The organism is Clostridium porci, from assembly GCF_009696375.1.
Classification (GTDB): Bacteria; Bacillota; Clostridia; order Lachnospirales; family Lachnospiraceae; genus Enterocloster; species Enterocloster porci.
Window position 1 is genome coordinate 161,534 of record NZ_VUMD01000008.1, and the last position, 22,216, is coordinate 183,749.

The following is a 22,216-nucleotide window of genomic DNA, read 5'->3' on the forward strand; positions in this document are numbered from 1 at the left end:
CATATCTCCTTTTCATATCCTATTTTTTACCGGTCTTTGTCTACCGCTGCTGCACCGCTTTTCCATATGGCTCAAAGGCACGTCCGCTTCCCCGGTAAAACCGGCTGAACAGCTCATAGTATTCCAGACGAAGCACCTGGATGCCTACAATCAGCCCCTCCATGCCGCAGACAAACAGGTTTCCTCCAATTACGATTCCCCAGTTTACCGAACCGCCTGCCTCTGCCCCTGCAAGCATCAGCACTACCTGCATCATAGCCGCATGGCTCACCGCAAAAGCGCCCACCCGGACAAATGACAGAGTATTTGAAAAATAGCTTAAAAGCACCTCAAACAGCTCAAAAATCCCCTGGGTAATGAACATGCCCACACCGCCCTCGATTCCTTCCGACTTCTTTTCTACAAATGCAGTCAGCGGCTCCTTAAAAAATATAATAAGCAGCGGAATCACAAACATTACCACCAGGATGAAAGCAGCCGGAAGGGGCTTGCCTGTCATAAACAGCACAACCACAGAAGCCAGCGCAAAGTAGAACACCAATCCCGCCACGCCGTTGGTATCAAAATAAGTTCTCTCCACATCATGGGAACGGAGGCTGTTGATAATATTGAACACCATGCACATGAGAATAATTCCCATACCAATGGCAATAGCCACTACAAACACCGTGTTCAGTCTCCCGATAAAGGGCAGATCCGTCATAGCCTGCTGGGGCCTCAGCCACACAGGCTCCAATAAATCCTCAAATCCGAAAACGCTGCCGAACAGCAGGCCGAAGATGACGGAGAACACACCACAGCAGGATATGATTCCTGCCAGACGAAGCTTCTTAAACCGGTACAAAAGGTATCCGCCGATCAAAAGGCACAGCCCCTGTCCCGCATCACCGAACATAAATCCAAAGAGAACTGAATAAGTTACCGCAATGATAATGGTGGGATCCAGCTCTGTATAGGAAGGCAGGCCATACATCTCCACAAACATTTCAAAAGGCTTAAACAGCCCCGGATTCTTCATCTTGGTAGGAGGACTGCTCATAATATTATCATGATCATCCTCAATGATACAGAAGGTATCCTCGTCATTTTCCACCTCCTTCTGCAGGCTTTTGGCATCCCCTTCCGTCATCCAGCCGCAGAGAATATAGAAATTGTGATTATCATGCTTTGTAAGAGCTGCAAGCTTTCTCACATCATAGTTGGTGGAAAAAGAGGAAATCCGGTTCCAGGCAGCGGTCAGTTCCTCCTTCCTGCTGCTTACATATTCCTGTATCTCCCGCTCGATCTGGTCAATCTGACTTTGCCGCTCCCGTATCCGGCTGTCCAGCACATGGCCTGCCTCCACAGGAGTTCCCTCATATTCGTCCGGCAGGTAGCACCGCTCAAAATGCATAGACGCATAGATAGCGTCAATCTTATCCGCCAGCTTTTGAGGCACAAAGTAAACGACCCACACATAATCCGTTTCTTCCTCACATTTAAACATCACCGCATCAATGGTGTCATAGACGAAGGCTGAAAATTTTTCATAATATTCCCTGGAAATACGGCCGAACCGGAACTTAATGAATTGAAACTTCAGGATGTCCTTTACATTGTAATTCAGCCCAATAAAAGGAGCGACCCTATCCCTGGATTCCTGTAGCTCATTCCTTTGATCCGCCAGCTCATCCCTACGGGCTGTAAGCTCCTTGAGTCTCCCATCCAGCTCCCGGATTACCTCCACCGCTTTCTCCAGGGAAATACTCCCGCCGCAATGCTCCGGCAGCAGGTTTCCATATCTCTCCATGAGGACTCCTGCCCTGGCAAGCTCTTCTTTGTAAGGATTTACCTCTATATAAGGCCTTAAGTCCTTTACTGTCTTAAGCTCCGACAGGGCATTCTCCAGGTGAATCTCATACCTTGACAGATAGGTGTCCACCACCCGGTCAATATCTCCTTTCGGCCCTGTAATGTTTAGGAACCTCATCTTTTCAATCACGTTTTAACCCCCTCTCGTCATTTGCTCCCACTCCGTAGCGTATCTTCTCAATGGTATTGACGATACGCCTGATTTCTCTTTCCTTGAGATAGAGATAGGAATTTAATATGGCAATGGAATACGGGTCTTTTCTGCTGGTCATCTCATACACCTTATCAACGATTTCCCTGGTAAGGCGATCCATATCCGGCTCGTCATCCAAAGGAAGCTTCCCCAGACGTCCGTACCAGCATTGTCCTATGAGGCTGTAAAGCTGGGGCAGGCCCTCGGCCTCCGCCATCTGGCTGATTTCCTTTCTGGTCAGATGAAGCTGAACAGGAATCAGGCAGGCATAGATCTCTCCGGCTGGCAGGGCGTAATACTTCTTCGCCCGGCAGAGCCACTGAAGATTCAGCATATCCATTCTGGCTCCAAAACACTGGGTCAGGATTTCCCGCTCCTTTTTCGGAAGGTATTTATCCTTCATTCTCCACATAGCTCTAAAATACAGCATGTCCAGAGCCGTCTCGCAGGCGGGCAAAGTTATATTCCCCTTCTGAAGCATGGCGTTTAAAGTCCCATAGTAAGGAGAGCCTTTAAGACCGGCAATCAATTCCTCCATAGATCCAGACTGTGACAGTGCCATCAGATCCAGTCTCGAATGGCGCTTGAAAAAGTCCTCAAAAAGAGACAAATCCTGACGCTGATCTCTTCTGCCAACCACATTCCTCAGACAAGTCTTTAAGATACTGATTTCATAGTTCATAAAATACAAATCCAGAAAATGTCTCTGCTTTATATTGGCAAACTTGTAAAGCTTGGCAAAATCCTGGTACAAAGACCAGTTCAGACGCTGTTCAATCAGCCCTCTGTGAAGCTCCCTATCCTCTGCACCCTCGAATATCTTCTGGTATGGCAAAAACCTTCTCAGATATTGAACCGCCTCAGGCACAGTCTCCAGAGACGACATTTCCTCAAACTGCCGTTCTCTCAGATGCCAGCGCTCCATCGCCTTTACCTTTGTGGCAATGCCGCTGTAAGTAATCAGGCCGGCCATACGATCACTCCTTTATCATCTGCTGAAACAGCGCCTTTACATAGCTCTCATGGCACTGATTGTAATTTTCATCCAGCTCCTCCAAAAGCGCCTTGTATTCAGCCGTCTGCTTAGCCAGGAGGACGTTCATATCCGCTTCCTTTTCCTTCTGAATCCGGGCTATTTCTTCTGCTGTCTCCTTTTCCAATTCAGCGTCAAAGGAAGCCGTCCGTTTTTCCATCTCCACGGCAAATGCCTTCTTGCGGACTCCCGCCTCGTCCATGATGGCATCGGCAGCTTCTTCAATCTCTGATAATTTGTCAATTACTATATCCACACGGCAGTCCCCCTTTCCTATTCATTCCTTCATGATACTACTTTTTTTCTAAAAATCCATAGAATTTTCAAAATTAATCTTTTTTTTTAACATTTTCTTTGCACAGAGACGAAGTAAAGGGGAAGAATATAGTTCTGTTCTTCCCCTTTGTCATCTTTTTATCCTATCTATTTCTATTCCTGCTGCTGTACTGTTTCCTCCCCCTCCCGCAGGCTCTGGGTTTCTGCTGCCAGCTCCGTCCGCTCCAAATACTGATTGGAAACGTAAGCCTCCTTACCATCATAGTTAATAACCGCCCAGTCGTCGTTATAACGCTTCACATATTCTACCTCCGTGCCATTGGCAAGCTGTACAAGAACCGTACTGCCAGCGTCGGTAGAAGGAGCGGAGCGTACATTAACCCCGTTGCCCTTTATCTTATAAACAGCTGCCGCCGGCTCTGTTTCCGGCTGCGCAGGCGGTTCATTGGGTGCAGTGGGAGGCGGAGCTAAGGCCGCTGTGGTCACTGTGGGAGCAGTAGTGGTCACATCAGGCTTTTTATCCTTGCCCGGTATAAAAAATTTTATGATCAAAACCAGGAGAATCACCACTAAAACCGGAATCAGCAATCTCAGCAAATAAAACAGGGGAGGCACTCTTCTACGCTTTTTTCTCCTGCCTGTTCCTTGCCTGGCAGCGCCCTGATAGGCATTTCTCGTCCCCTGCCGGGCGCTGCCCTGCCTGTTTCCTGTAGAACTTAAGCCTCTTTGTCCGGAGCGCTGCCCTGAGGCAGAACGTCCAACCATCCTGTCACGGGACGAGGTAAATGAGCGCTGGCCTTGTCCGGGTCTCACCATTTGGTTCCCGGACGAGCTCCTTCCCCGCAGCTCATTGGCAAACCCATAGACCTCCTGGGTCAGCAGCTTATAAGCCTTATCCGCGTCGTAGGGCGTATTGTCCCCTTCATGAACTGCTTTATTACCCAGTATTCGAATGGTATGATAATTGTCCTTCATGGTTCTGCTGATTAACCGGCTCTCAAACAGCTGATCAATGGTATCCGCCAGATCCCCCTCCACCAGGCACGCCCTTTCGGCCATGCACCGGACCATACATTCTAAAACCTGCCTTGCCTTCACCATTACAAGGTTGTACTCATTTCGCCCCAGCAGCCCTTCTATTTCCTTGACTCCTTGCTGAATCTGCTGCCAGCTGGTCGTCCGCTCAAAATTCGACATAAGCTTTCCTCCTTAGTATGTGCAGATCTCCGCCTATTATGTATAGTATAATCGATTTTTTCCAATTTTGCACTATTTTTTATAAAAAATCAGAAAAATAAGAAAAAAGTAAATTTTCTTGCAATAGGCCGGTTCAAATGATAAAATAATGACCGCAACTGCTTGCAAAATCAGTCCCGCAAGCTGCCTGTAATGCAAACAGCGTCTCTTATCCTGACAGACCTGAAAGGACAGGAAAAGCGCCGGGGGAAAGGAAGGAAACTACATGCGATTACGCCATATTAAGGGGGCCGAGTCTGTCATTGCCTCCAGCCCTTTTGTCATCCATGAGCCTGAGAGAAAGCGCGGAAGCTGGGCTGACGTATTTGGCAACAGCAATCCCCTGGAACTAGAAGTTGGCATGGGAAAGGGCCGCTTTATTATGGAATTGGCCTCCTTACATCCAAATACCAATTATATCGGCATCGAACGCTATTCCAGCGTGCTTTTACGGGGACTTCAAAAAAGGGAGGGGCTGGAGCTTTCCAACATTTATTTTATGTGTATTGATGCCAGAGATCTGACGAATATATTCGCTCCCGGTGAGGTGAGCCGCATCTATCTGAATTTTTCCGACCCCTGGCCCAAGGATCGCCATGCCAAGCGCAGGCTTACCTCGCCGGCCTTTATGGCTGTCTATGACAAGATACTTGCGCCTCAAGGCACAGTGGAATTCAAAACCGACAACCGGGGATTGTTTGAATATTCCCTGGAGGCTATCCCCACTACCGGCTGGGAGATTTGCGAGCACACCTTTGATCTGCACAGCAGCCCCATGATCCAGGGAAATGTAATGACGGAATATGAGTTAAAATTTGCCTCCGAGGGTAAGCCTATTTGCAAACTCATTGCCAGACGGAAACCTAAAATTTAAGCATCCATCTGATGCCGCTCAGGCAAAACAGGCCTGGCTTTTGTCACCATCTTCCGGGAGGGCTCATATTTTAATAGTAAGAATATCGTTAGTAAGGAGACGGACCTATGGCGCTCCCTCCCGCTATTACCCGAAAGCTGCTTCAGGCCACCAGCGACAAGACAGATTTAAACAAGAAAGCCCTCCGCCTCAGCCATTCCTTTCAGGAAGTGAATAAGCTTTTAGGCTCCGGCGTTAAGAAAAAGGACAAAAAATAACAGGATAACGCTTTCTGTGAATTTTTTCCCGAAAGGTGTTGACTTTTTTGCTCTAAGGCGATATAATGGCGTTCGTGTCACCGGTAAGGTTTCATGTACAATAAGCTATGCGCCTTTAGCTCAGTTGGTAGAGCAGTAGACTCTTAATCTATTTGTCCAGGGTTCGAGTCCCTGAAGGCGCAGGAAAAAGGTCTGATTTTGCAGATATTGGAAGCTGCGGGGTCGGACTTTTTGCTTTTGTTTCTGTTCCCTCGTAGCCCTTCGGTCCAAACTGAGCTTTAAACTACGGCCTCCTTCCTTATTATCTCCCCAAGGCTTTATACCATCCGCAAACCTGCAGGGTGCCGCCTTTTGGCTGATGCCTGCAAACAAAGAACTTCTCTGCGGAAGAAATCCCCATGTCCCCCAGATGAACTATGCAATGCGCACAAAAATACCACAACAAAATAACAATTTTCAACAAATCGGATACGGGTTTGAACAAAAAGGACACAAGTCCTTTTTTGCCTGCCCTATTCCGTTTATAATTTATTTATAACCATTTATAATATATATAAATAGTAAGAATTTACGATATTTTTCGCAAGCCAGGGAATGGGACATGCCCAGAGGCTCCAAAATAACGAAGAAGGGCAGACAGCTTTAAAAGACAGAGAAAGGGAGAGGATATTTCTATGAATGATAACGAATTGCTCCAGGAGGCCAAAAAGGCAAGGCTGAAGGCATACACCCCCTACTCCGAATTTCAGGTAGGAGCAGCTTTACTTGGAAAAAGCGGGACCGTTTACCATGGGTGTAATATTGAAAACGCGGCTTATACGCCTACCAACTGCGCAGAAAGAACCGCATTTTTTAAGGCTGTGTCTGAGGGCGAAAGGGAATTTGAAAAAATTGCCATTGTGGGAGGAAAAGCCGGGGATTCCGGAGACGTCTTATGTGCGCCCTGCGGCGTGTGCAGGCAGGTAATGATGGAATTTTGTAATCCCGATACCTTCCGGATCATTCTGTCAGACGGCCCTGAAGCATGCAAGATCTTTACTCTGAAGGAACTGCTGCCCTGTGGTTTCGGACCAGCAAATTTAGATAACTGAAAGGAAAGGAGGCACAGCATGGACTATGTAATTGAGATGAACAATATCACAAAACGGTTTGGCAGCTTTAAAGCCAACGACAATGTGACGTTGAAGGTTAAAAAGGGCGAAATCCACGCGCTGCTGGGAGAAAACGGAGCCGGCAAATCCACCCTCATGAGTGTTCTGTTCGGCCTGTATCAGCCGGAGGAGGGACAGATCAAAATCAATGGCAGGGAGGTTAAAATCAACAACCCCAATGACGCCAATGCACTTGGAATCGGAATGGTGCATCAGCATTTCAAGCTGGTACACAACTTTACCGTACTGGAAAGCATTGTATTGGGCAGAGAGACCACAAGGGGCTGCGTTCTTCAGATGGAGGACGCCAAAAAAAGGGTGATGGAGCTAAGCCAGCGATACAAATTTAAAATTAATCCGGACGCTTATATTTCGGATATTACAGTCGGAATGCAGCAAAAGGTAGAAATATTAAAAATGCTTTACTGCGATAATGACATCCTCATTTTCGACGAGCCTACCGCCGTACTTACTCCCCAGGAAATCACAGAGCTGATAAAGGTTATGAAACAGCTTGTAGCAGAAGGGAAATCCATCATTTTTATAACACACAAGCTGAATGAAATCAAGGAAGCCGCCAACCGCTGCAGCGTACTCAGAAAGGGGAAATTCATAGGAACCGTAGAGGTTTCTGAAACCTCCAAAGAGGCCATGTCCGAGATGATGGTTGGAAGAAAGGTTAACTTTATCATTGACAAAAAAGACCTTCGGCCAGGGAAACCTGTTCTGGAGGTTCAGGGCATGACCATCAAGGCAAAGCACGGAGGGAAGGAGGCTGTAAAAAACGTCTCCTTTCAGGTTCGCGCAGGGGAAATCCTTACAGTAGCCGGAATCGACGGCAATGGCCAGTCGGAGCTTGTATATGGAATAACAGGCATGACGCCCATTGACGGGGGAACTATCTTTTTGAATGGAAAGGACATTACGAAAGAGAGCATTCGCCAGAGATGCCTGGACGGCATGGCCCACATTCCTGAGGACAGGCATAAGGACGGGCTGGTTTTGGATTATACCCTTCAGGAGAATCTTATTTTACAAAGCTATTATACAGACCGGTTCCAAAGACATGGTTTTCTGAAATTTGACGCTATAAGAGCCTACGCGAAGGGGCTGATTCAACGGTTCGATATCCGATCCAGCCAGGAAGAAAAAAGCATCGTCAGAGGAATGTCAGGAGGAAATCAGCAAAAAGCAATCATAGCCAGAGAGCTGGATCGCAATCCAGAGATCGTAATTGCCGTACAGCCCGTCCGCGGTCTGGATGTGGGTGCAATCGAATACATCCACAGGCAGCTGATTGCGCAGAGAGATGCCGGAAAGGCAGTGCTTTTGGTATCCTTGGAGCTGGACGAGGTTATGAATGTAAGTGACAGGATTATCGTTATGTACGAAGGCGAAATCGTTGCGGATGTAAATCCCAAGGAAGTAACGGTAGAGGAGCTTGGATTGTACATGGCAGGAGCAAAAAGGAGTGTGCCCAATGAAGCGTAAAAAATACAGCATTTTTCAGGGAGAAGGAATGTTAAACTTTAGTTCCTCCATTCTCGCTATCATATGCGGGCTGGTTTTTGGATGGATCATTTTGCTGGTCAGCAACCCAAGTCAGGCCATGGGAGGATTCATGATGATACTTCAGGGCTGCTTTACAGATGGGATTCAGGGAATCGGACAGATGCTTTACATAGCAACGCCGATTATCATGACCGGTCTGTCTGTAGGCTTTGCCTTTAAAACCGGCCTGTTTAATATTGGCGCCTCAGGGCAATTTACAGCAGGGGCCTTTGCCGCTGTGTTCGTAGGAGTAAAGTTCACCTTTCTGCCGGAAGGCATCCACTGGATGGTGGCGCTGCTGGCAGCAATGGCCGCGGGAGCGCTGTGGGGGCTTGTGCCGGGTATTTTGAAGGCATTTATGAATGTGAATGAAGTAATCGCTTCGATTATGATGAACTATATCGGAATGTATCTTGTGAACATGCTGATTCAAAAAACGGTTTACAACCCAATCAAAAACCAGTCCCAGGCAGTAGCTGCCGGGGCCAACCTCCCCAAGGCGGGGCTGGATAGGATCTTTCCTCAAAGCAGCATTAACATTGGAATCCTGATTGTTATTCTGGCCGTCATTATCATTTATATTATTTTAAATAAAACAACCTTTGGCTATGAATTAAAGGCCTGTGGGCAGAACCCCAACGCGAGTAAATATGCAGGCATCAATGCCAAACGAAACATTGTGCTTTCTATGGCAATCGCAGGCCTGCTGGCGGGACTTGGAGGCGCTCTTTTGTATCTGGCAAACTCAGGAAAGTATCTTCAGGTTCTGGATATACTTTCCCCGGAAGGCTTTTCAGGAATTTCCGTTGCTCTTTTAGGACTTTCCAATCCCATCGGAATCCTGTTTGCCGGATTATTTATAGGCTATATTACCGTTGGCGGAAGCAATATGCAGCTATTTAACTTTGCGCCGGAAATCATTGATATGATTATTGCGGTCATTATATACTGCGGAGCCTTGTCCTTACTGTTTAAACATTTTATACACAGGCTTCAGGAGAGGGCAGCTATAAAACCAGGCGCTGTCAATAAGGAGGGGAACGAATGAATATCGTTTATTTTATTATGCAGCAAACCATGTATTTTGCAATCCCGCTTCTTATCGTAGCCATTGGAGGAATGTACGCAGAGCGAAGCGGTATTATCAACATTGCTCTAGAGGGCATCATGGTAATGGGAGCCTTTGCCGGGATTTTATTTATCAATCAGTGCCAAAGCGTAATGAGTGGTCAGGATCTGTTGTTGCTTGCGGTTTTAATCGCAGGCGTAACCGGAGGAATCTTCTCCCTGCTCCATGCCTTCGCGTCCATTAACATGAAGGCCGATCAGACAATCAGCGGCACTGCCCTTAACCTGTTCGCGCCGGCATTTGCAATCTTCGCGGCCAGAATGATTCAGGGCATCCAGCAGATACAGTTTACAGATACCTTTCAGCTTAATAAGGTTCCTCTGCTGGGAGATATTCCTGTAATAGGACCCCTATTCTTTCAGAAAAGCTATATTACAACCTATATTGGGCTTCTGATTTTCGCAGTAGCCGCCTTTGTTATCAAGCGGACAAAGTTCGGTCTCAGGCTGCGGGCCTGCGGTGAGCATCCGGGCGCGGCAGACTCTGTAGGTGTTAATGTATATCGAATCCGCTATGCCGGCGTTATCATCTCAGGCATCCTGGCAGGAATCGGAGGGCTGGTATTCGTGGTTCCTACCTCAACGAACTTTAACGCAAGTGTGGCAGGTTACGGATTTCTGGCTATTGCGGTTCTGATATTCGGACAGTGGAGAAGCAACAAGATTTTTATGGCTGCCTTCTTTTTTGGAATCATGAAAACGCTGGCAAGCGCATATTCCGCAATCCCCGTATTAAAGAGCCTGCCAATCCCCAATGAAGTTTATAAAATGATTCCTTATATCGCAACCCTGATTGTGCTTGCATTCGCATCTAAACATTCTCAGGCGCCAAGAGCAGAAGGAATCCCTTATGATAAGGGAAGCAGATAACGTATGGTTTGAAAGGGAACAAAGATTATGAGAATGTATGATTTAATCATGAAAAAAAGAAACGGAGCGGCCCTTACCGCAGAGGAAATGCAGTATATGATAACAGAGTATGTAGCAGGCCGCATACCGGATTACCAGATGTCGGCATTTTTGATGGCTGTGTACTTTAAGGGAATGTCAGAGGAAGAAACCCTTGCAATGACTCAGGCGGTAGCTCATTCCGGAGATATGGTGGATTTGTCTGGAATCGAGGGAAGCAAGATCGACAAACACTCTACCGGAGGCGTGGGGGATAAAACGACCCTCATTATCGCCCCCATTGTGGCAGCCTGTGGAGCCAAGGTTGCTAAAATGTCCGGAAGGGGCCTAGGTCATACCGGAGGTACCGTAGACAAGCTGGAATCTATTCCGGGAATGCATACCTCCCTGGACGAGAAAAAATTTTTTGAAATAGTCAATCAAACGGGGTTATGCGTCATCGGACAATCCGGCAATCTGGCGCCGGCAGATAAAAAGCTGTATGCGCTTAGGGACGTGACCGCAACGGTTGACAGCATCCCTCTGATTGCGGTATCCATTATGAGCAAGAAACTGGCTGCCGGAAACGACGGCATCCTCCTGGATGTAAAAACCGGAAGCGGAGCCTTTATGAAAACAGTTGAGGACTCCATCGCCCTGGCAAAGGAAATGGTATCCATCGGAGAAAACGCCGGCAAAAAAACCGTGGCTCTGATTACGGATATGGATATTCCCCTTGGACATAATATTGGAAACAGTCTGGAAATTATCGAGGCAGTAGAAACCTTGAAAGGAAAGGGCCCTTCGGATCTGACAGAGGTTTGCCTGCAGCTTGCGGCCAATATGCTATTCCTTGCCCACAAGGGAAGCCTTAAGGAGTGCCGGAATATGGCACAGCACGCACTGGACAGCGGAAAGGCGCTGGAACGCCTGATTGCAATGGTAGAAGCTCAGGGCGGAGATGTATCTGTTATCAGAGATACTGGAAAATTTCCAAGGGCTCCCTTTGCTCATCCAGTCTTTGCGAAAAAAACCGGATACATCACAAGTATGAACGCGGAAAGCTGCGGCATTGCCTCAGCAATGCTGGGCGCTGGAAGAGAAACAAAGGAAAGTCAGCTTGATTATGCAGCAGGTATTATTATAAACAGCAAAACTGGCGATTATGTAAAGGAGGGCCAGATCATAGCCACCTTGCACGCATCCGATGAGAGCCTGTTTGCGGCAGCTGAAAAGAGGTATCTTGAGGCCATTCAGATAGGCGATGAAAAACCTGAGGAAAAGCCTCTGGTCTATGCCAGAGTTACAAAAGAGGATGTAGAAAAGCTATTTTAAAGGAGAAGTATATGAAAACGCAAGAAATCTTAAGCCATGTGGATCATACTCTGCTGAAGGCCTTTGCAACCTGGGAGGATATTCAAACCCTTTGTGAGGAAGCAATCAAATACCAAACAGCATCCGTATGTGTTCCACCCTGTTATATCAAACGAATTCATGATACCTATAAGGACAAAATCAACATCTGCACCGTTGTAGGCTTCCCCCTGGGATACAGCGCCACAAAAGCCAAGCTTGCGGAGGTCAGGCAGGCCCTGGAGGACGGCGTAAATGAGGTGGATATGGTCATCAATATTACGGATGTGAAAAACGGGAATTATGATGGTGTGACAGAGGAAATCCGCGCCTTGAAACAAGCAGTTGGAGATCGGATTCTGAAGGTCATTATTGAGACATGCTATCTTACAAGGGATGAAAAGATCGCTATGTGCAGGGCTGTTACGGAGGGTAAGGCCGACTATATCAAGACCTCTACCGGCTTTGGAACCGGCGGAGCGTCCATGGAGGACGTGCTCCTCTTTAAGGAGCATATCGGCAATCAGGTAAAAATCAAAGCTGCCGGGGGTGTGAAAAGCGTAGAGGATATGGTGGCCTTTATAGAAGCTGGCTGCGACAGAATCGGAACCAGCTCTGCCATAGCGCTTATCAAAGGGCAGCTATCAGACAGCTATTAAAAAGGCGCATATAAGCAGCCTTTAAATAAGGAGGATATTAAAATGAAAAAGAAAATTATGAGTTTGTTTTTAGCAACGGCAATGGTGGTTTCAATGACTGCCTGCGTACAAAAGCCAGGGGCTGCTTCCAGCGGAGGGACTGCTTCCAGCGGAGAGTCTGCTGCGGCAGGAAACACAACGAGCGGCTACGAACTGGCTTTGATTACAGACGTAGGAACCATTGATGACAAATCCTTTAATCAGGGCTCATGGGAGGGACTGGAAAAATACGCAAAGGACAACAACATCTCCCATAAATATTATAAGCCCACAGAAAAATCAGATGAAGCCTGCTTAAATGCAATCGAGCTTGCAGTAAAGGGCGGCGCAAAAGTAATTGTAACCCCAGGCTTTTTGTTTGAGGTTCCAATCTATCAGGCGCAGGAAAAATATCCGGATGTCAAGTTCATTATTCTGGATGCGGCTCCAGTTGACCCGGAGGGAAATCAAGTTATTAAGGACAATGTCCTTTCTATCTTCTACGCAGAAGAGCAGGCAGGCTATCTTGCAGGCTACGCAGCAGTGGAGGAAGGCTACCGTCAGTTAGGCTTCATGGGAGGAATTGCGGTTCCTGCTGTAATCCGTTTTGGTTACGGCTATATCCAGGGTGCTGACGCTGCCGCAAAGGATCTGGGCCTCGCACCAGGAGATGTAACTGTAAAATATACCTATGTAGGCAACTTCGACGCTTCTCCGGAAAATAACGCAAAAGCTGCGGCCTGGTATAATGAAGGAACCGAGTGCATCTTCGCGTGTGGCGGCGGAGTTGGAAACTCAGTTATGAAGGCTGCTGAGACAGCTGGAAAGGTAGTAATCGGCGTAGATGTAGACCAGTCAGGTGAATCCGCAACCGTCATTACCTCTGCTATGAAGAATCTTGGAGGCTCTGTTTACTCCGCCCTTGATTCTTACTATAAGGGTACCTTTGAGGGAGGAAAATCGGTTACTCTGGATGCGTCCTCTGACGGAATCCAGCTGCCAATGGAAACCTCTAAATTTAAAACCTTTAATCAGGAACGCTATGATAAATTATATGAGGGCTTAAAAAATGGCGATATTAAAGTAACAAACGACACGGTAGGAGAAAATGCTACTGATGTTCCCACAGAAATTGTTACCGTTGATTTAATCAAATAACACAGCAAATTTAAGGAAGGAGTCCCAGGCATTTTTTATGACCCAACAGGAAATGCCTGGGTTTTCCTCTTTCCATCTAAAAGCGATACGTTTCATCTCTATTGTGTGAATGAAAAAGGAGACAGATACTATGCTGAACAATGAAATATTGCAGCTTCCCAAAATCGATCTTCATTGTCATCTGGACGGCTCCCTTCCATTAAAAAGTATATGTGAGCTTCTGAAAAGGGATGTTAAAGCCCATCAACTGCAGGCAGGTGAACACTGCGGAAATCTTGCGGAATATCTGGAAAAATTTGAGCTTCCCCTCAGCTGTATGCAGACGAAGGAAGGCATCAAAAAAGCCAGCAGGGATTTTCTGCTGGAGACGGCAAAGGAGCAGATCCGGTATATCGAAGTGCGCTTTGCCCCGCTGCTGTCCGTCAACGAAACCCTTAACTGCCGAGATGTGATAGAAGCAGCTTTAACCGGACTTAAGGAGGCCAAGGCAGCCTGCGGCGTCCACTATAACGTCATTGTCTGCGCCATGCGGCATCACACTCAAAAGCAGAATCTGGAAATGCTAAAAATCAGCAGAGAATTTTTAGGTTGCGGCGTATGCGCCGCAGATTTAGCCGGCAATGAAGCGGCCTTCCCTATGAAACATTACACCGAGCTTTTTGAACAGGCAAAACGGTGGGGTATGCCTTTTACCATCCACGCAGGAGAGTGCGGAAGCGTTGAAAACGTAATTACCGCAGTAGAATGTGGGGCGGCGCGTATCGGACATGGAATTGCATTAAGAGGAAACAGAGAAGCCATAGGGCTTTGCAGGGAGCGGGGGATTGGAATTGAGATGTGTCCAATCAGCAACATGCAGACGAAAGCCATAGATGATAAAACAAATTACCCGATCCGGGAATTTATGAACGCAGGCTTATGTGTTACAATTAATACGGATAACCGGACGGTAAGCAACACAACCATTACAAAAGAGCTGGAATTTATACAAAGGAATTACGGGATTCAGGATGATGAGATAAGGCTTCTAATGAGAAATGCCGTTTCTGCAGCCTTCGCGGAGGATTCAGTGAAAGAAGAACTGTGGAAAGAACTGCAGAGGTAAGATTATGGAATGTAAATATTTACAGCAGGCATTACCTTTTTTGGCGGATATTGACAAGGACCGCAGAGAGCAGTTTGAACAGTATTTTGAAACAGCGCCTTTATGGCTGCTGGAATCCATTCAGATAGAACGTCTTGGAAAAGATGTGATATTTACCAGGGAAAATACGCCGGTAGATACTATATATTTTATAGGCAAAGGCAGAGTCAAAGCCATTGATTACCGTATCTATGGAATCGCCTATGATTTTATGCGGTTCGACAAGGTTTATGCCCTGGGCGGTATGGAAATCATCATGGATTTAAAGGAATACTGCACCACACTGGCTACAATTACCCCATGTACCATAGCGAAAATTCCGAAAGCAAAGTTTGATAAATGGGTAAAAACAGACATCAGGGCATTAAGAAACGAGGCAAAGCTGGTTGGTGAATATCTTTTAGAGCAGAGCAGGCGAAGCAGGGCATATTTATTTCTTCAGGGGGCGGACAGGCTAGCCATGTTTTTTATTGAGGAATATGAAAAGTATGCAAAAAAGGAAGTTCTGACCATCAGAGAAACCAGACAGGAATTGTCTGACGCAACAGGGCTTTGTGTCAGAACCATCAACCGGGCTGTAAAAAAATTTGAGGAACAGGGAGATATCTCAAGACAGGGAAATAAGCTCTTAATTAGCTGGGAACAATATCAGAAATTAAAGGCTGTTGTTTCCTCCATTATAGGGCAAGCATAAAAGGAGAAAAACTTAAATTATGAACGTGCAATATCAAAAATTGGCCACATGCCTGGAAAGCGTAAGAAAAAAAATAAATTTTAAACCGGAAACTGCCTTGATATTAGGCTCCGGGCTTGGAGATTATGCAGATGAAATCCAAATAGAACAGACCATTGCGTATACAGAAATTGAAGGATTTCCTGTTTCCACCGTAGCCGGACATAAGGGGAGATTTGTATTTGGATATATTCAAGGGGTTCCTGTGGTAATTATGCAGGGCCGGGTGCACTATTACGAAGGCTATCCCATGTCAGACGTGGTTCTTCCAACACGGCTTATGGGGATGCTTGGAGCAAAAAAGCTGATTCTGACCAATGCGGCAGGCGGACTGAATTATGAATTTCAGGCCGGAGATTTTATGATGCTTACGGATCACATTGCCATAGGCGTTCCAAGTCCACTGATTGGGAGTAATTTAGATGAGCTGGGCCCAAGATTTCCCGACATGAGCCAGGTTTACAGCGAAGAGTTTAAAAAGGTCGTGAGAGATGCGGCACAGACAGTAGGAATCAGCCTGAAAGAGGGCGTGTATGTTCAACTTACCGGCCCGGCTTATGAAACTCCGGCTGAGGTGCGTCTATGCAGAGCCCTGGGAGGAGATGCCGTTGGCATGAGTACTGCCTGCGAGGCAATCGCGGCAAGGCATATGGGGATTGAAATATGCGGTATTTCCTGCATTACGAATATGGCAGCAGGAATGTCAAAGGGAACGCTGAATCATGGAGAAGTACAGGAAACGGCAGACCGGGTATCGAAACAGTTTAAAGAGCTGATAACAGAAATTGTACGAAAATCCCGGTAAACCACGAAAGCAGGTGGGTGTCTCAAACTTCATATAGCTTTCGGAGATTGTACCTAAAGCGGGCTTGGGGCGCCCTCCCTCATTGCTGGCCACAATATAAATATTTACTGACACAAAGGCAAAAATATATTTTGTTAAAATTTAATTTAATTCTTGACATCCTTCCCCATTACGCTTATAATAATGGACATGTCAATCAACCAAACAATGCAACATAAGCGCCTTTAGCTCAGTTGGTAGAGCAGTAGACTCTTAATCTATTTGTCCAGGGTTCGAGTCCCTGAAGGCGCACTAAAAGGTCTGACTTTGCAGATACAGGAAGCTGCGGGGTTGGGCTTTTCTTTGTTACATGAATATGTTTCTATTACGATCAAACCCACAGGAGGCCCTATGAAATATTTACACCGATTATCTGGAATCACCACTGCGTTCTGCTTAATGATTATCCTCTTCATCACCTCCGTGGAGGCAGTAATCTACTGGACTCCCGGATATTTTGAACAAGAATACACAAAATACAATGTACTGGACAGACTTCCTCCAATGACTATGGAGGATCTTCTGGACGTCACCAGCCAAATGATGGATTATCTAAAAGGCCGCCGCCAGGATCTTCACGTTATAACCACCATGGGTGGAGAGCAGCGTGAATTTTTCAACGAGAGGGAAATTGCCCACATGGAGGACGTCCAGGCTCTCTTTCTGAAAGCCATATTCATCCGCCGCGTCTGCCTGGGCCTTTCCGCCGTCCTTCTGCTTTTTATGGCTTTTACCAGAGCCTGGATGAAGCGTGTCCTGTGGCCCTCCCTCTGTGCTGGCACCGGTCTGTTCTTTGGAGCCGTCACAGTCCTGGCTTTAGTTATATCTGCTAATTTTACAAAGTACTTTGTCCTATTTCACCATATCTTCTTTACCAATGATCTGTGGATTTTGAATCCTGATACCGATATGCTCATCAATATCGTTCCGGAAGGCTTCTTCATGGATACTGCCGGCAGGATTGCCCTTCTCTTCGGATTTCTTTCCCTCCTTCTTTTTGGAATCTGCCTCGCTCTGACTATGAAGCATATGAAAAAAGAAAGGGGATAATTTTATCAGTCTTTACTTAAGGACAGAAATATTTTATACTATTTCTTATAATATGCCGTGTGTATTCCCTTTTACCGGAAATTTCTGCGGCTGGTTTGCGCTTTTGCGCGCCCTTTGTGATTCACAGAATTGGAGAATATTTGGATGAAGCGATTGTTAATGCTCCTTATTTGCATCTGCTTAAGCGTGGGCCTAGTGCCCGTAGCAGCGCTGGGAGCGCCCCTCTGGCCAACAGATGTGTCTATCCAGGCAGACGGCGGTGTCCTTATGGATGCAGACACAGGAACCATTCTATATGGCAAGAATGAAAATCAGCCATACTATCCGGCCAGCATTACTAAAATGCTGACAGCCCTGATTGTGCTGGAGCACTGTTCTCTTGACGAAATGGTATCCTTTTCGCATGATGATGTATACAACGTGGAGGCAGGCTCCAGCAGCGCAGGTATCGACGAGGGAGACGTCCTTACAGTGCGCGACTGTCTCTATGCTTTGATGCTGGCCTCTGCCAATGAAAGCGCTAACGCCCTGGCCTGTCACGTGGCCGGCTCCAGGGAAGCCTTTGCCCAGCTCATGAACGAAAAGGCCAGCAGTCTTGGATGTACAGGCAGCCATTTCACCAACCCTAGCGGTCTTAACGATGAAGACCACTATACAACCGCCTATGATATGGCCCTCATTGCCAAAGAAGTTATTAAAAACCCGGAGTTTCTCACCATCAACAATACGCGGAGCTACCAGCTTGCTCCTACTAAAAGAACCCCGGAAGGTGGTTATGTTGCCAATCACCATAAAATGCTCAATAAAAATGAATCTGTATACTATCCAGGCGCTTTTGCGGGAAAAACAGGCTATACCTCCCTTGCAGGCAATACTCTGGTAACCTGTGCCCATAAAAACGGCATGACGCTCATTGCAGTTGTCCTCAATGGACACCAATCCCACTATTCTGACACGAAGGCTATGTTCGACTTCGGCTTTCGCAATTTCCACTCCTTTCGGGCTGTGGACTACGAGACGAAGTACTGTTCTCTGGAAAATGATATGACCATCGGAGGTATGACTGCCCAGAATAGCATTTCTCTTCTCCTTGCTCCCGAAGGACGGATCATCCTTCCTGAAGGCGCGGAGTTTAAAGATGCGGAGTCTGCCCTGACCTTTGAACTGCCAGATCCATGTCCCAAGGACGCCGTTGCCCTCATCCGCTACACCTACAATAGCAGAGAGGTAGGAGCCGTATATCTGTATTCAGAAGCCTCAGATCTGAAATCCACGGCCCCTTCCGCTACTTCCTATCAGGCTACAGGGCTGCAGCCGGACAGCGATGCGCAAACGGATGGCGCAAGTCAGAAAAGTCCTCCCTCTAAGGCTCCCACAAAGCCGGATATTATCTCTAAGGAAGGCACCGCCTCCAGTATCAGAATTCCGGTTAACGCCTGGACAATGGCGGGAATCGCCCTTTCTCTGTCCCTGATCATCGCTGTAGTGGCTGCAGTGAAACTTCACGTTAAGAAGCAGGAGGAAACCGATCTTCTTCTACGCCGCCAGCGCAGACTGGATCGGCTGGAGGATTTAGGATATTCCTCTGACGATTTTGAACAGCTGATGGCAGAACGCAGAATTTCCTTCCCCTCCTCCCTTCAGAAGCAAAAGGGCAGGAAAATACGGCGTAAAAAGTCCTTTTTCCGTTGAATTTCCTATATATATGCATTATAATAAAAAAGTCTCATCTTAAAGTATACAAAAGCATGTAACCGATACTAAAGGGGGGTTACAGGATGAAGGGTTTCCATATAAACTCCGAACATACGAAACGGGCTGTTATGAATTTGATCAGGAATCTACCCATTACCATTGAATACATGGCAGCAGCTACCCTGGTTTCCACCTTGTTTTTCCATTTCAGTAAAAATGTTACTAATATTTCCATTATCTATACGTTGGCTATCATATTGATCGCCAGAGCCACCAGCTGCTACGGGGCAGGAATCGTAGCTTCCCTTTACGGAGTTTTCTGGGTCAACTTCGCGTATACCTATCCTTATATGTCATTTAACTTCACCCTGAAGGGCTATCCCATCACCTTTGTTGGAATGACCCTTATCTCCTGCCTTACCAGCAGTATCTGCATTATGCTTACCAAGCAGAATGTCCAGCTTAAGGAGCAGGAGCATATACTGATGGAGGCGGAAAAGGAGACGATTAAGGCCAACCTTATGCGGGCCATGTCCCATGATTTGCGCACCCCGCTGACCACCATCATTGGCTCCAGCTCCTTATATCTGGATCAGGAAAAATCTATGTCAGATGGGGATAAACGGCAGCTGATCCTAAATATTGCGGAGGATGCCCAGTGGCTTCTCAATATGGTGGAGAATCTGCTTTCCATTACCAGAATTCAGGACGAGCGTGGGATTGCCTCTGTAGCCAAAACCGAAGAATCCCTGGAGGAAGTTATATCCGAAGCTGTCATACGGTTCAGAAAACGGTTTCCTGACGTGCCGGTCCGTGTTTCAATCCCGGAATCTTTTATTACCGTTCCTATGGACGCAACCCTGATTGGACAAGTAATCAATAATCTTCTGGAAAATGCGTATTTCCATTCCGAAAGCAAAGGGCCCATCGACCTGGTTGCCATCCCCAAGGGGTCCTACATCTCTATCTCCATCAAGGATTACGGAAAAGGCATCCCACCGGCGCTTTTAGATACCTTATTTGAGGGAGGCGGTATATACAAAAACCAGACAGGGGACGGACACAAAGGCATGGGGATAGGACTGAGCATCTGTAAAACCATCATCAATGCCCATGGCGGCGAAATTCATGCAGATAATCACGAGGAAGGAGCCCGTTTTACCTTTACCTTACCAGATTGGAGAGAATATTAATTATGAACATCAACGCAAGCATTATCATGATTGAAGACGAGAAGAATATTTGCAGCTTCATAGAAAATGTCCTTACTCCTCAGCATTACCAGATTGCCACTGCTGGAACTGGTACGGAAGGGTTGAAGCTAATTACCGCTCTAAATCCAGATCTGGTGCTTCTGGATCTGGGGCTCCCTGATATGGACGGACTGGATCTGATAACTGAGGTAAGATCCTGGAGTTTGGTTCCCATTATCGTCATTTCCGCCAGAACAATGGAACGAAGCAAGGTTGCGGCGCTGGATATGGGTGCAGATGATTATCTTACTAAGCCTTTTGGCGCCAATGAGCTTTTGGCCCGTATCCGAACAGCTCTGCGCCACAGCCAGAAGGCTGTTCAAGTCCCCGTCAAGCGCTATGAGGTGGGGGAGCTGCTTATAGATTTTGAACGGCGTTTAGTAAAGGTTAAGGGCAAGGAGGTTCATCTGACTCAGATAGAATATAAGCTGGTGTCTCTCCTGGCACAGAATGCCGGAAGAGTGCTGACCTACGAATCCATTATATCAAAAATCTGGGGGCCCTACGCTGACAGTGACAACCAGATTCTCAGAGTCAATATGGCCCATATCCGCAGAAAGCTTGAGGAAAATCCAGGAGAACCCAAGTATATCTTTACAGAAATCGGTGTAGGCTACCGGATGAAGGAGGATTAATGGCTTCAAAAGCCGGCTTGCCAGGGTGGAAGCCAGGCAGGGCAGGCTTTTTGCTGAACTGATTAAACTCACGCATGTTTCCGGCGGTTTCTTGTGCTTCGGCGTCTGCGAACATCCTCCCTTTTTTGAAGCAACTGCTGAACATCTCCCTCCCATGCCGTCCTTATGGTCTTAACAGCATAGTAGTTCTCATCCTCCGACCGCTTCACACGTATCTTTCCCCGTATATAGCCATGCTCCGGGCAAACCGCAATGCACAGATAAAATCTCTGCCCATAGGGAAACCAGCGGATTTTCTTGCGCAGCATCCGTTTGCACTTAACACATACCACATCCGTCACAGCCTTGTCCTTCATAATATCTTCCCTTGTTTCAAATTCCCTGGAAACAAACTTGGAGTATTCTGGAAACTGAAACATAAATTCTTCCCCTCTTTTGCTAGGAAGCCTGTAATAATCCACAGAAAAATACGCCCCATAGGCCTCCATGTCCAGAGCTGCAAAAATACATTTCGTATAGTGCGCATCATCCAGTGCCCGGTGAAAGGGGCGATCCGCCTCCATATGCTGAAGCTGCACCGCCAGATCCAAAGAGATCCTGTTTTTACCGTCCCCATGTTGAAGACAGTACAGCTTTTGGATATCATAATAAAGGAGAGGCACAGGAAATGAAATCTCCAGTCCATAATAGGCCATATTTCTCTGAAGCTCTGTCAAATCCATGGAGCCCCAGGTACAGAACATAAACTCCGCCTCACCGCACCACTCCATAAAAGCCTTCATAGCTTCCGGAAACGACACCCCTTCCTTAAGCAGCCTGTCTATATCCATATGAGTTACCTCTGAGCTTTTAAAATGCATCTCCCTGTAAACCTGAGGCTGAATCAACCGATGAAACTGCCCCAGCTCCTGCAAGCAACTATCCAGCTTCACAGCGCCTATCTCAATTATCTCAAAAGGAAGATGCTCCACAGAGTCCGCCTTACCGCCTGGGCTCTGATTCCATTCAAGGTCAAACACAATGTAATTCATAGCTTCATCCTGTCATTCACCATTGTCTAACTACTCATCTATCATACCATATCAGAGGACTAATGGAAAGGGGATTTCCTTTGGCATTTCCGGATCAGAGACGGCAGGATGAAAAGAAGATTCATTGAATTGTTAACCTTAAATTATTCAAAGTTGACAATCGTTTATAAAAACTATATAATATACTACATATAAAAATATAGCT

The 22,216-nt window shown here is 46.7% G+C and carries 21 protein-coding genes and 2 tRNA genes; 18 read left to right on the forward strand and 5 right to left on the reverse strand.

Annotated features, from left to right (window positions below; genetic code table 11):
• Positions 1 to 40 precede the first annotated feature (40 nt).
• From FYJ39_RS10925 to FYJ39_RS10940, 4 genes are all read right to left on the reverse strand, one after another.
• Positions 41 to 1,981 carry a V-type ATP synthase subunit I gene (locus FYJ39_RS10925; RefSeq protein ID WP_328597544.1) on the reverse strand — a complete coding sequence of 647 codons (1,941 nt, stop codon included), beginning with the start codon at positions 1,979 to 1,981 and terminating at the stop codon, positions 41 to 43.
• Positions 1,974 to 3,017 (reverse strand): V0D/AC39 family V-type ATPase subunit, encoded by a 1,044-nt coding sequence (locus FYJ39_RS10930; protein ID WP_154472494.1) that lies wholly within the window; start codon positions 3,015 to 3,017, stop codon positions 1,974 to 1,976. The genes FYJ39_RS10925 and FYJ39_RS10930 overlap by 8 nt, the downstream gene beginning before the upstream one ends.
• A gap of 4 nt (positions 3,018 to 3,021) precedes the next feature.
• Complete coding sequence (locus FYJ39_RS10935; protein WP_178258442.1) at positions 3,022 to 3,333, reverse strand: ATPase; 312 nt, start codon at positions 3,331 to 3,333, stop codon at positions 3,022 to 3,024.
• Between the two features lie 173 nt (positions 3,334 to 3,506).
• The gene (locus FYJ39_RS10940) at positions 3,507 to 4,550 is read right to left on the reverse strand and encodes an SH3 domain-containing protein (RefSeq protein ID WP_154472495.1); all 1,044 of its coding nucleotides are present in this window, start codon (positions 4,548 to 4,550) and stop codon (positions 3,507 to 3,509) included.
• Between the two features lie 265 nt (positions 4,551 to 4,815).
• Between FYJ39_RS10940 and trmB the strand changes: the two genes are divergently transcribed.
• From trmB to FYJ39_RS11025, 18 genes are all read left to right on the forward strand, one after another.
• Positions 4,816 to 5,463 (forward strand): tRNA (guanosine(46)-N7)-methyltransferase TrmB, encoded by a 648-nt coding sequence (gene trmB / locus FYJ39_RS10945; RefSeq protein ID WP_154472496.1) that lies wholly within the window; start codon positions 4,816 to 4,818, stop codon positions 5,461 to 5,463.
• Positions 5,464 to 5,570: 107 nt separating this feature from the next.
• Entirely contained in the window at positions 5,571 to 5,720 is a 150-nt protein-coding gene (locus FYJ39_RS20495; protein ID WP_178258444.1) for a hypothetical protein, read from the forward strand.
• 109 nt (positions 5,721 to 5,829) lie between these two features.
• A tRNA-Lys gene (locus tag FYJ39_RS10950) sits at positions 5,830 to 5,902 on the forward strand.
• A 492-nt stretch (positions 5,903 to 6,394) separates the two neighbouring features.
• A complete protein-coding gene (gene cdd / locus FYJ39_RS10955; RefSeq protein ID WP_154472497.1) occupies positions 6,395 to 6,811 on the forward strand; it encodes a cytidine deaminase in 417 nt (138 codons plus the stop codon).
• A gap of 18 nt (positions 6,812 to 6,829) precedes the next feature.
• Positions 6,830 to 8,362: an ABC transporter ATP-binding protein gene (locus tag FYJ39_RS10960; RefSeq protein WP_154472498.1), complete on the forward strand. Its 1,533-nt coding sequence runs from the start codon at positions 6,830 to 6,832 to the stop codon at positions 8,360 to 8,362.
• A complete protein-coding gene (locus tag FYJ39_RS10965) occupies positions 8,352 to 9,470 on the forward strand; it encodes an ABC transporter permease (protein ID WP_154472499.1) in 1,119 nt (372 codons plus the stop codon). Before FYJ39_RS10960 ends, FYJ39_RS10965 begins: the two co-directional genes overlap by 11 nt.
• The gene (locus tag FYJ39_RS10970) at positions 9,467 to 10,420 is read left to right on the forward strand and encodes an ABC transporter permease (protein ID WP_154472500.1); all 954 of its coding nucleotides are present in this window, start codon (positions 9,467 to 9,469) and stop codon (positions 10,418 to 10,420) included. The genes FYJ39_RS10965 and FYJ39_RS10970 overlap by 4 nt, the downstream gene beginning before the upstream one ends.
• A gap of 27 nt (positions 10,421 to 10,447) precedes the next feature.
• Positions 10,448 to 11,773, forward strand: a complete 1,326-nt coding sequence (locus FYJ39_RS10975; protein ID WP_154472501.1) for a pyrimidine-nucleoside phosphorylase — start codon at positions 10,448 to 10,450, stop codon at positions 11,771 to 11,773.
• 11 nt (positions 11,774 to 11,784) lie between these two features.
• On the forward strand, positions 11,785 to 12,450 hold the full coding sequence (gene deoC / locus FYJ39_RS10980) for a deoxyribose-phosphate aldolase (RefSeq protein ID WP_154472502.1): 666 nt from the start codon (positions 11,785 to 11,787) through the stop codon (positions 12,448 to 12,450).
• A 42-nt stretch (positions 12,451 to 12,492) separates the two neighbouring features.
• The gene (locus tag FYJ39_RS10985) at positions 12,493 to 13,626 is read left to right on the forward strand and encodes a BMP family lipoprotein (protein ID WP_154472503.1); all 1,134 of its coding nucleotides are present in this window, start codon (positions 12,493 to 12,495) and stop codon (positions 13,624 to 13,626) included.
• 130 nt (positions 13,627 to 13,756) lie between these two features.
• The gene (add, locus tag FYJ39_RS10990) at positions 13,757 to 14,731 is read left to right on the forward strand and encodes an adenosine deaminase (protein ID WP_154472504.1); all 975 of its coding nucleotides are present in this window, start codon (positions 13,757 to 13,759) and stop codon (positions 14,729 to 14,731) included.
• 4 nt (positions 14,732 to 14,735) lie between these two features.
• Positions 14,736 to 15,464 (forward strand): Crp/Fnr family transcriptional regulator, encoded by a 729-nt coding sequence (locus FYJ39_RS10995; protein ID WP_154472505.1) that lies wholly within the window; start codon positions 14,736 to 14,738, stop codon positions 15,462 to 15,464.
• Positions 15,465 to 15,483: 19 nt separating this feature from the next.
• A complete protein-coding gene (locus tag FYJ39_RS11000; RefSeq protein ID WP_154472506.1) occupies positions 15,484 to 16,308 on the forward strand; it encodes a purine-nucleoside phosphorylase in 825 nt (274 codons plus the stop codon).
• 218 nt (positions 16,309 to 16,526) lie between these two features.
• Positions 16,527 to 16,599: transfer RNA gene (locus FYJ39_RS11005), tRNA-Lys, on the forward strand.
• Between the two features lie 99 nt (positions 16,600 to 16,698).
• Positions 16,699 to 17,397: a TIGR01906 family membrane protein gene (locus FYJ39_RS11010; RefSeq protein WP_154472507.1), complete on the forward strand. Its 699-nt coding sequence runs from the start codon at positions 16,699 to 16,701 to the stop codon at positions 17,395 to 17,397.
• A gap of 144 nt (positions 17,398 to 17,541) precedes the next feature.
• Positions 17,542 to 19,089, forward strand: coding sequence for a D-alanyl-D-alanine carboxypeptidase family protein (locus FYJ39_RS11015; protein WP_154472508.1), 1,548 nt, complete (start codon positions 17,542 to 17,544; stop codon positions 19,087 to 19,089).
• Positions 19,090 to 19,175: 86 nt separating this feature from the next.
• Positions 19,176 to 20,285: a sensor histidine kinase gene (locus tag FYJ39_RS11020; RefSeq protein WP_154472509.1), complete on the forward strand. Its 1,110-nt coding sequence runs from the start codon at positions 19,176 to 19,178 to the stop codon at positions 20,283 to 20,285.
• 2 nt (positions 20,286 to 20,287) lie between these two features.
• Positions 20,288 to 20,980: a response regulator gene (locus tag FYJ39_RS11025; RefSeq protein WP_154472510.1), complete on the forward strand. Its 693-nt coding sequence runs from the start codon at positions 20,288 to 20,290 to the stop codon at positions 20,978 to 20,980.
• Between the two features lie 68 nt (positions 20,981 to 21,048).
• On the opposite strand, the gene FYJ39_RS11030 is transcribed toward FYJ39_RS11025, so the two are convergent.
• Entirely contained in the window at positions 21,049 to 22,011 is a 963-nt protein-coding gene (locus FYJ39_RS11030) for a 3'-5' exonuclease (protein ID WP_154472511.1), read from the reverse strand.
• Positions 22,012 to 22,216: the final 205 nt, after the last annotated feature.

Coding starts and splice junctions, on each gene's coding strand:
- FYJ39_RS10930 (WP_154472494.1), bottom strand. CDS start 3,017: ATGGCCGGCCTGATTACTTACAGCGGCATTGCCACAAAGGTAAAGGCG.
- FYJ39_RS10940 (WP_154472495.1), bottom strand. CDS start 4,550: ATGTCGAATTTTGAGCGGACGACCAGCTGGCAGCAGATTCAGCAAGGA.
- trmB (WP_154472496.1), top strand. CDS start 4,816: ATGCGATTACGCCATATTAAGGGGGCCGAGTCTGTCATTGCCTCCAGC.
- FYJ39_RS20495 (WP_178258444.1), top strand. CDS start 5,571: ATGGCGCTCCCTCCCGCTATTACCCGAAAGCTGCTTCAGGCCACCAGC.
- cdd (WP_154472497.1), top strand. CDS start 6,395: ATGAATGATAACGAATTGCTCCAGGAGGCCAAAAAGGCAAGGCTGAAG.
- FYJ39_RS10960 (WP_154472498.1), top strand. CDS start 6,830: ATGGACTATGTAATTGAGATGAACAATATCACAAAACGGTTTGGCAGC.
- FYJ39_RS10965 (WP_154472499.1), top strand. CDS start 8,352: ATGAAGCGTAAAAAATACAGCATTTTTCAGGGAGAAGGAATGTTAAAC.
- FYJ39_RS10970 (WP_154472500.1), top strand. CDS start 9,467: ATGAATATCGTTTATTTTATTATGCAGCAAACCATGTATTTTGCAATC.
- FYJ39_RS10975 (WP_154472501.1), top strand. CDS start 10,448: ATGAGAATGTATGATTTAATCATGAAAAAAAGAAACGGAGCGGCCCTT.
- deoC (WP_154472502.1), top strand. CDS start 11,785: ATGAAAACGCAAGAAATCTTAAGCCATGTGGATCATACTCTGCTGAAG.
- FYJ39_RS10985 (WP_154472503.1), top strand. CDS start 12,493: ATGAAAAAGAAAATTATGAGTTTGTTTTTAGCAACGGCAATGGTGGTT.
- add (WP_154472504.1), top strand. CDS start 13,757: ATGCTGAACAATGAAATATTGCAGCTTCCCAAAATCGATCTTCATTGT.
- FYJ39_RS10995 (WP_154472505.1), top strand. CDS start 14,736: ATGGAATGTAAATATTTACAGCAGGCATTACCTTTTTTGGCGGATATT.
- FYJ39_RS11000 (WP_154472506.1), top strand. CDS start 15,484: ATGAACGTGCAATATCAAAAATTGGCCACATGCCTGGAAAGCGTAAGA.
- FYJ39_RS11010 (WP_154472507.1), top strand. CDS start 16,699: ATGAAATATTTACACCGATTATCTGGAATCACCACTGCGTTCTGCTTA.
- FYJ39_RS11015 (WP_154472508.1), top strand. CDS start 17,542: ATGAAGCGATTGTTAATGCTCCTTATTTGCATCTGCTTAAGCGTGGGC.
- FYJ39_RS11020 (WP_154472509.1), top strand. CDS start 19,176: ATGAAGGGTTTCCATATAAACTCCGAACATACGAAACGGGCTGTTATG.
- FYJ39_RS11025 (WP_154472510.1), top strand. CDS start 20,288: ATGAACATCAACGCAAGCATTATCATGATTGAAGACGAGAAGAATATT.
- FYJ39_RS11030 (WP_154472511.1), bottom strand. CDS start 22,011: ATGAATTACATTGTGTTTGACCTTGAATGGAATCAGAGCCCAGGCGGT.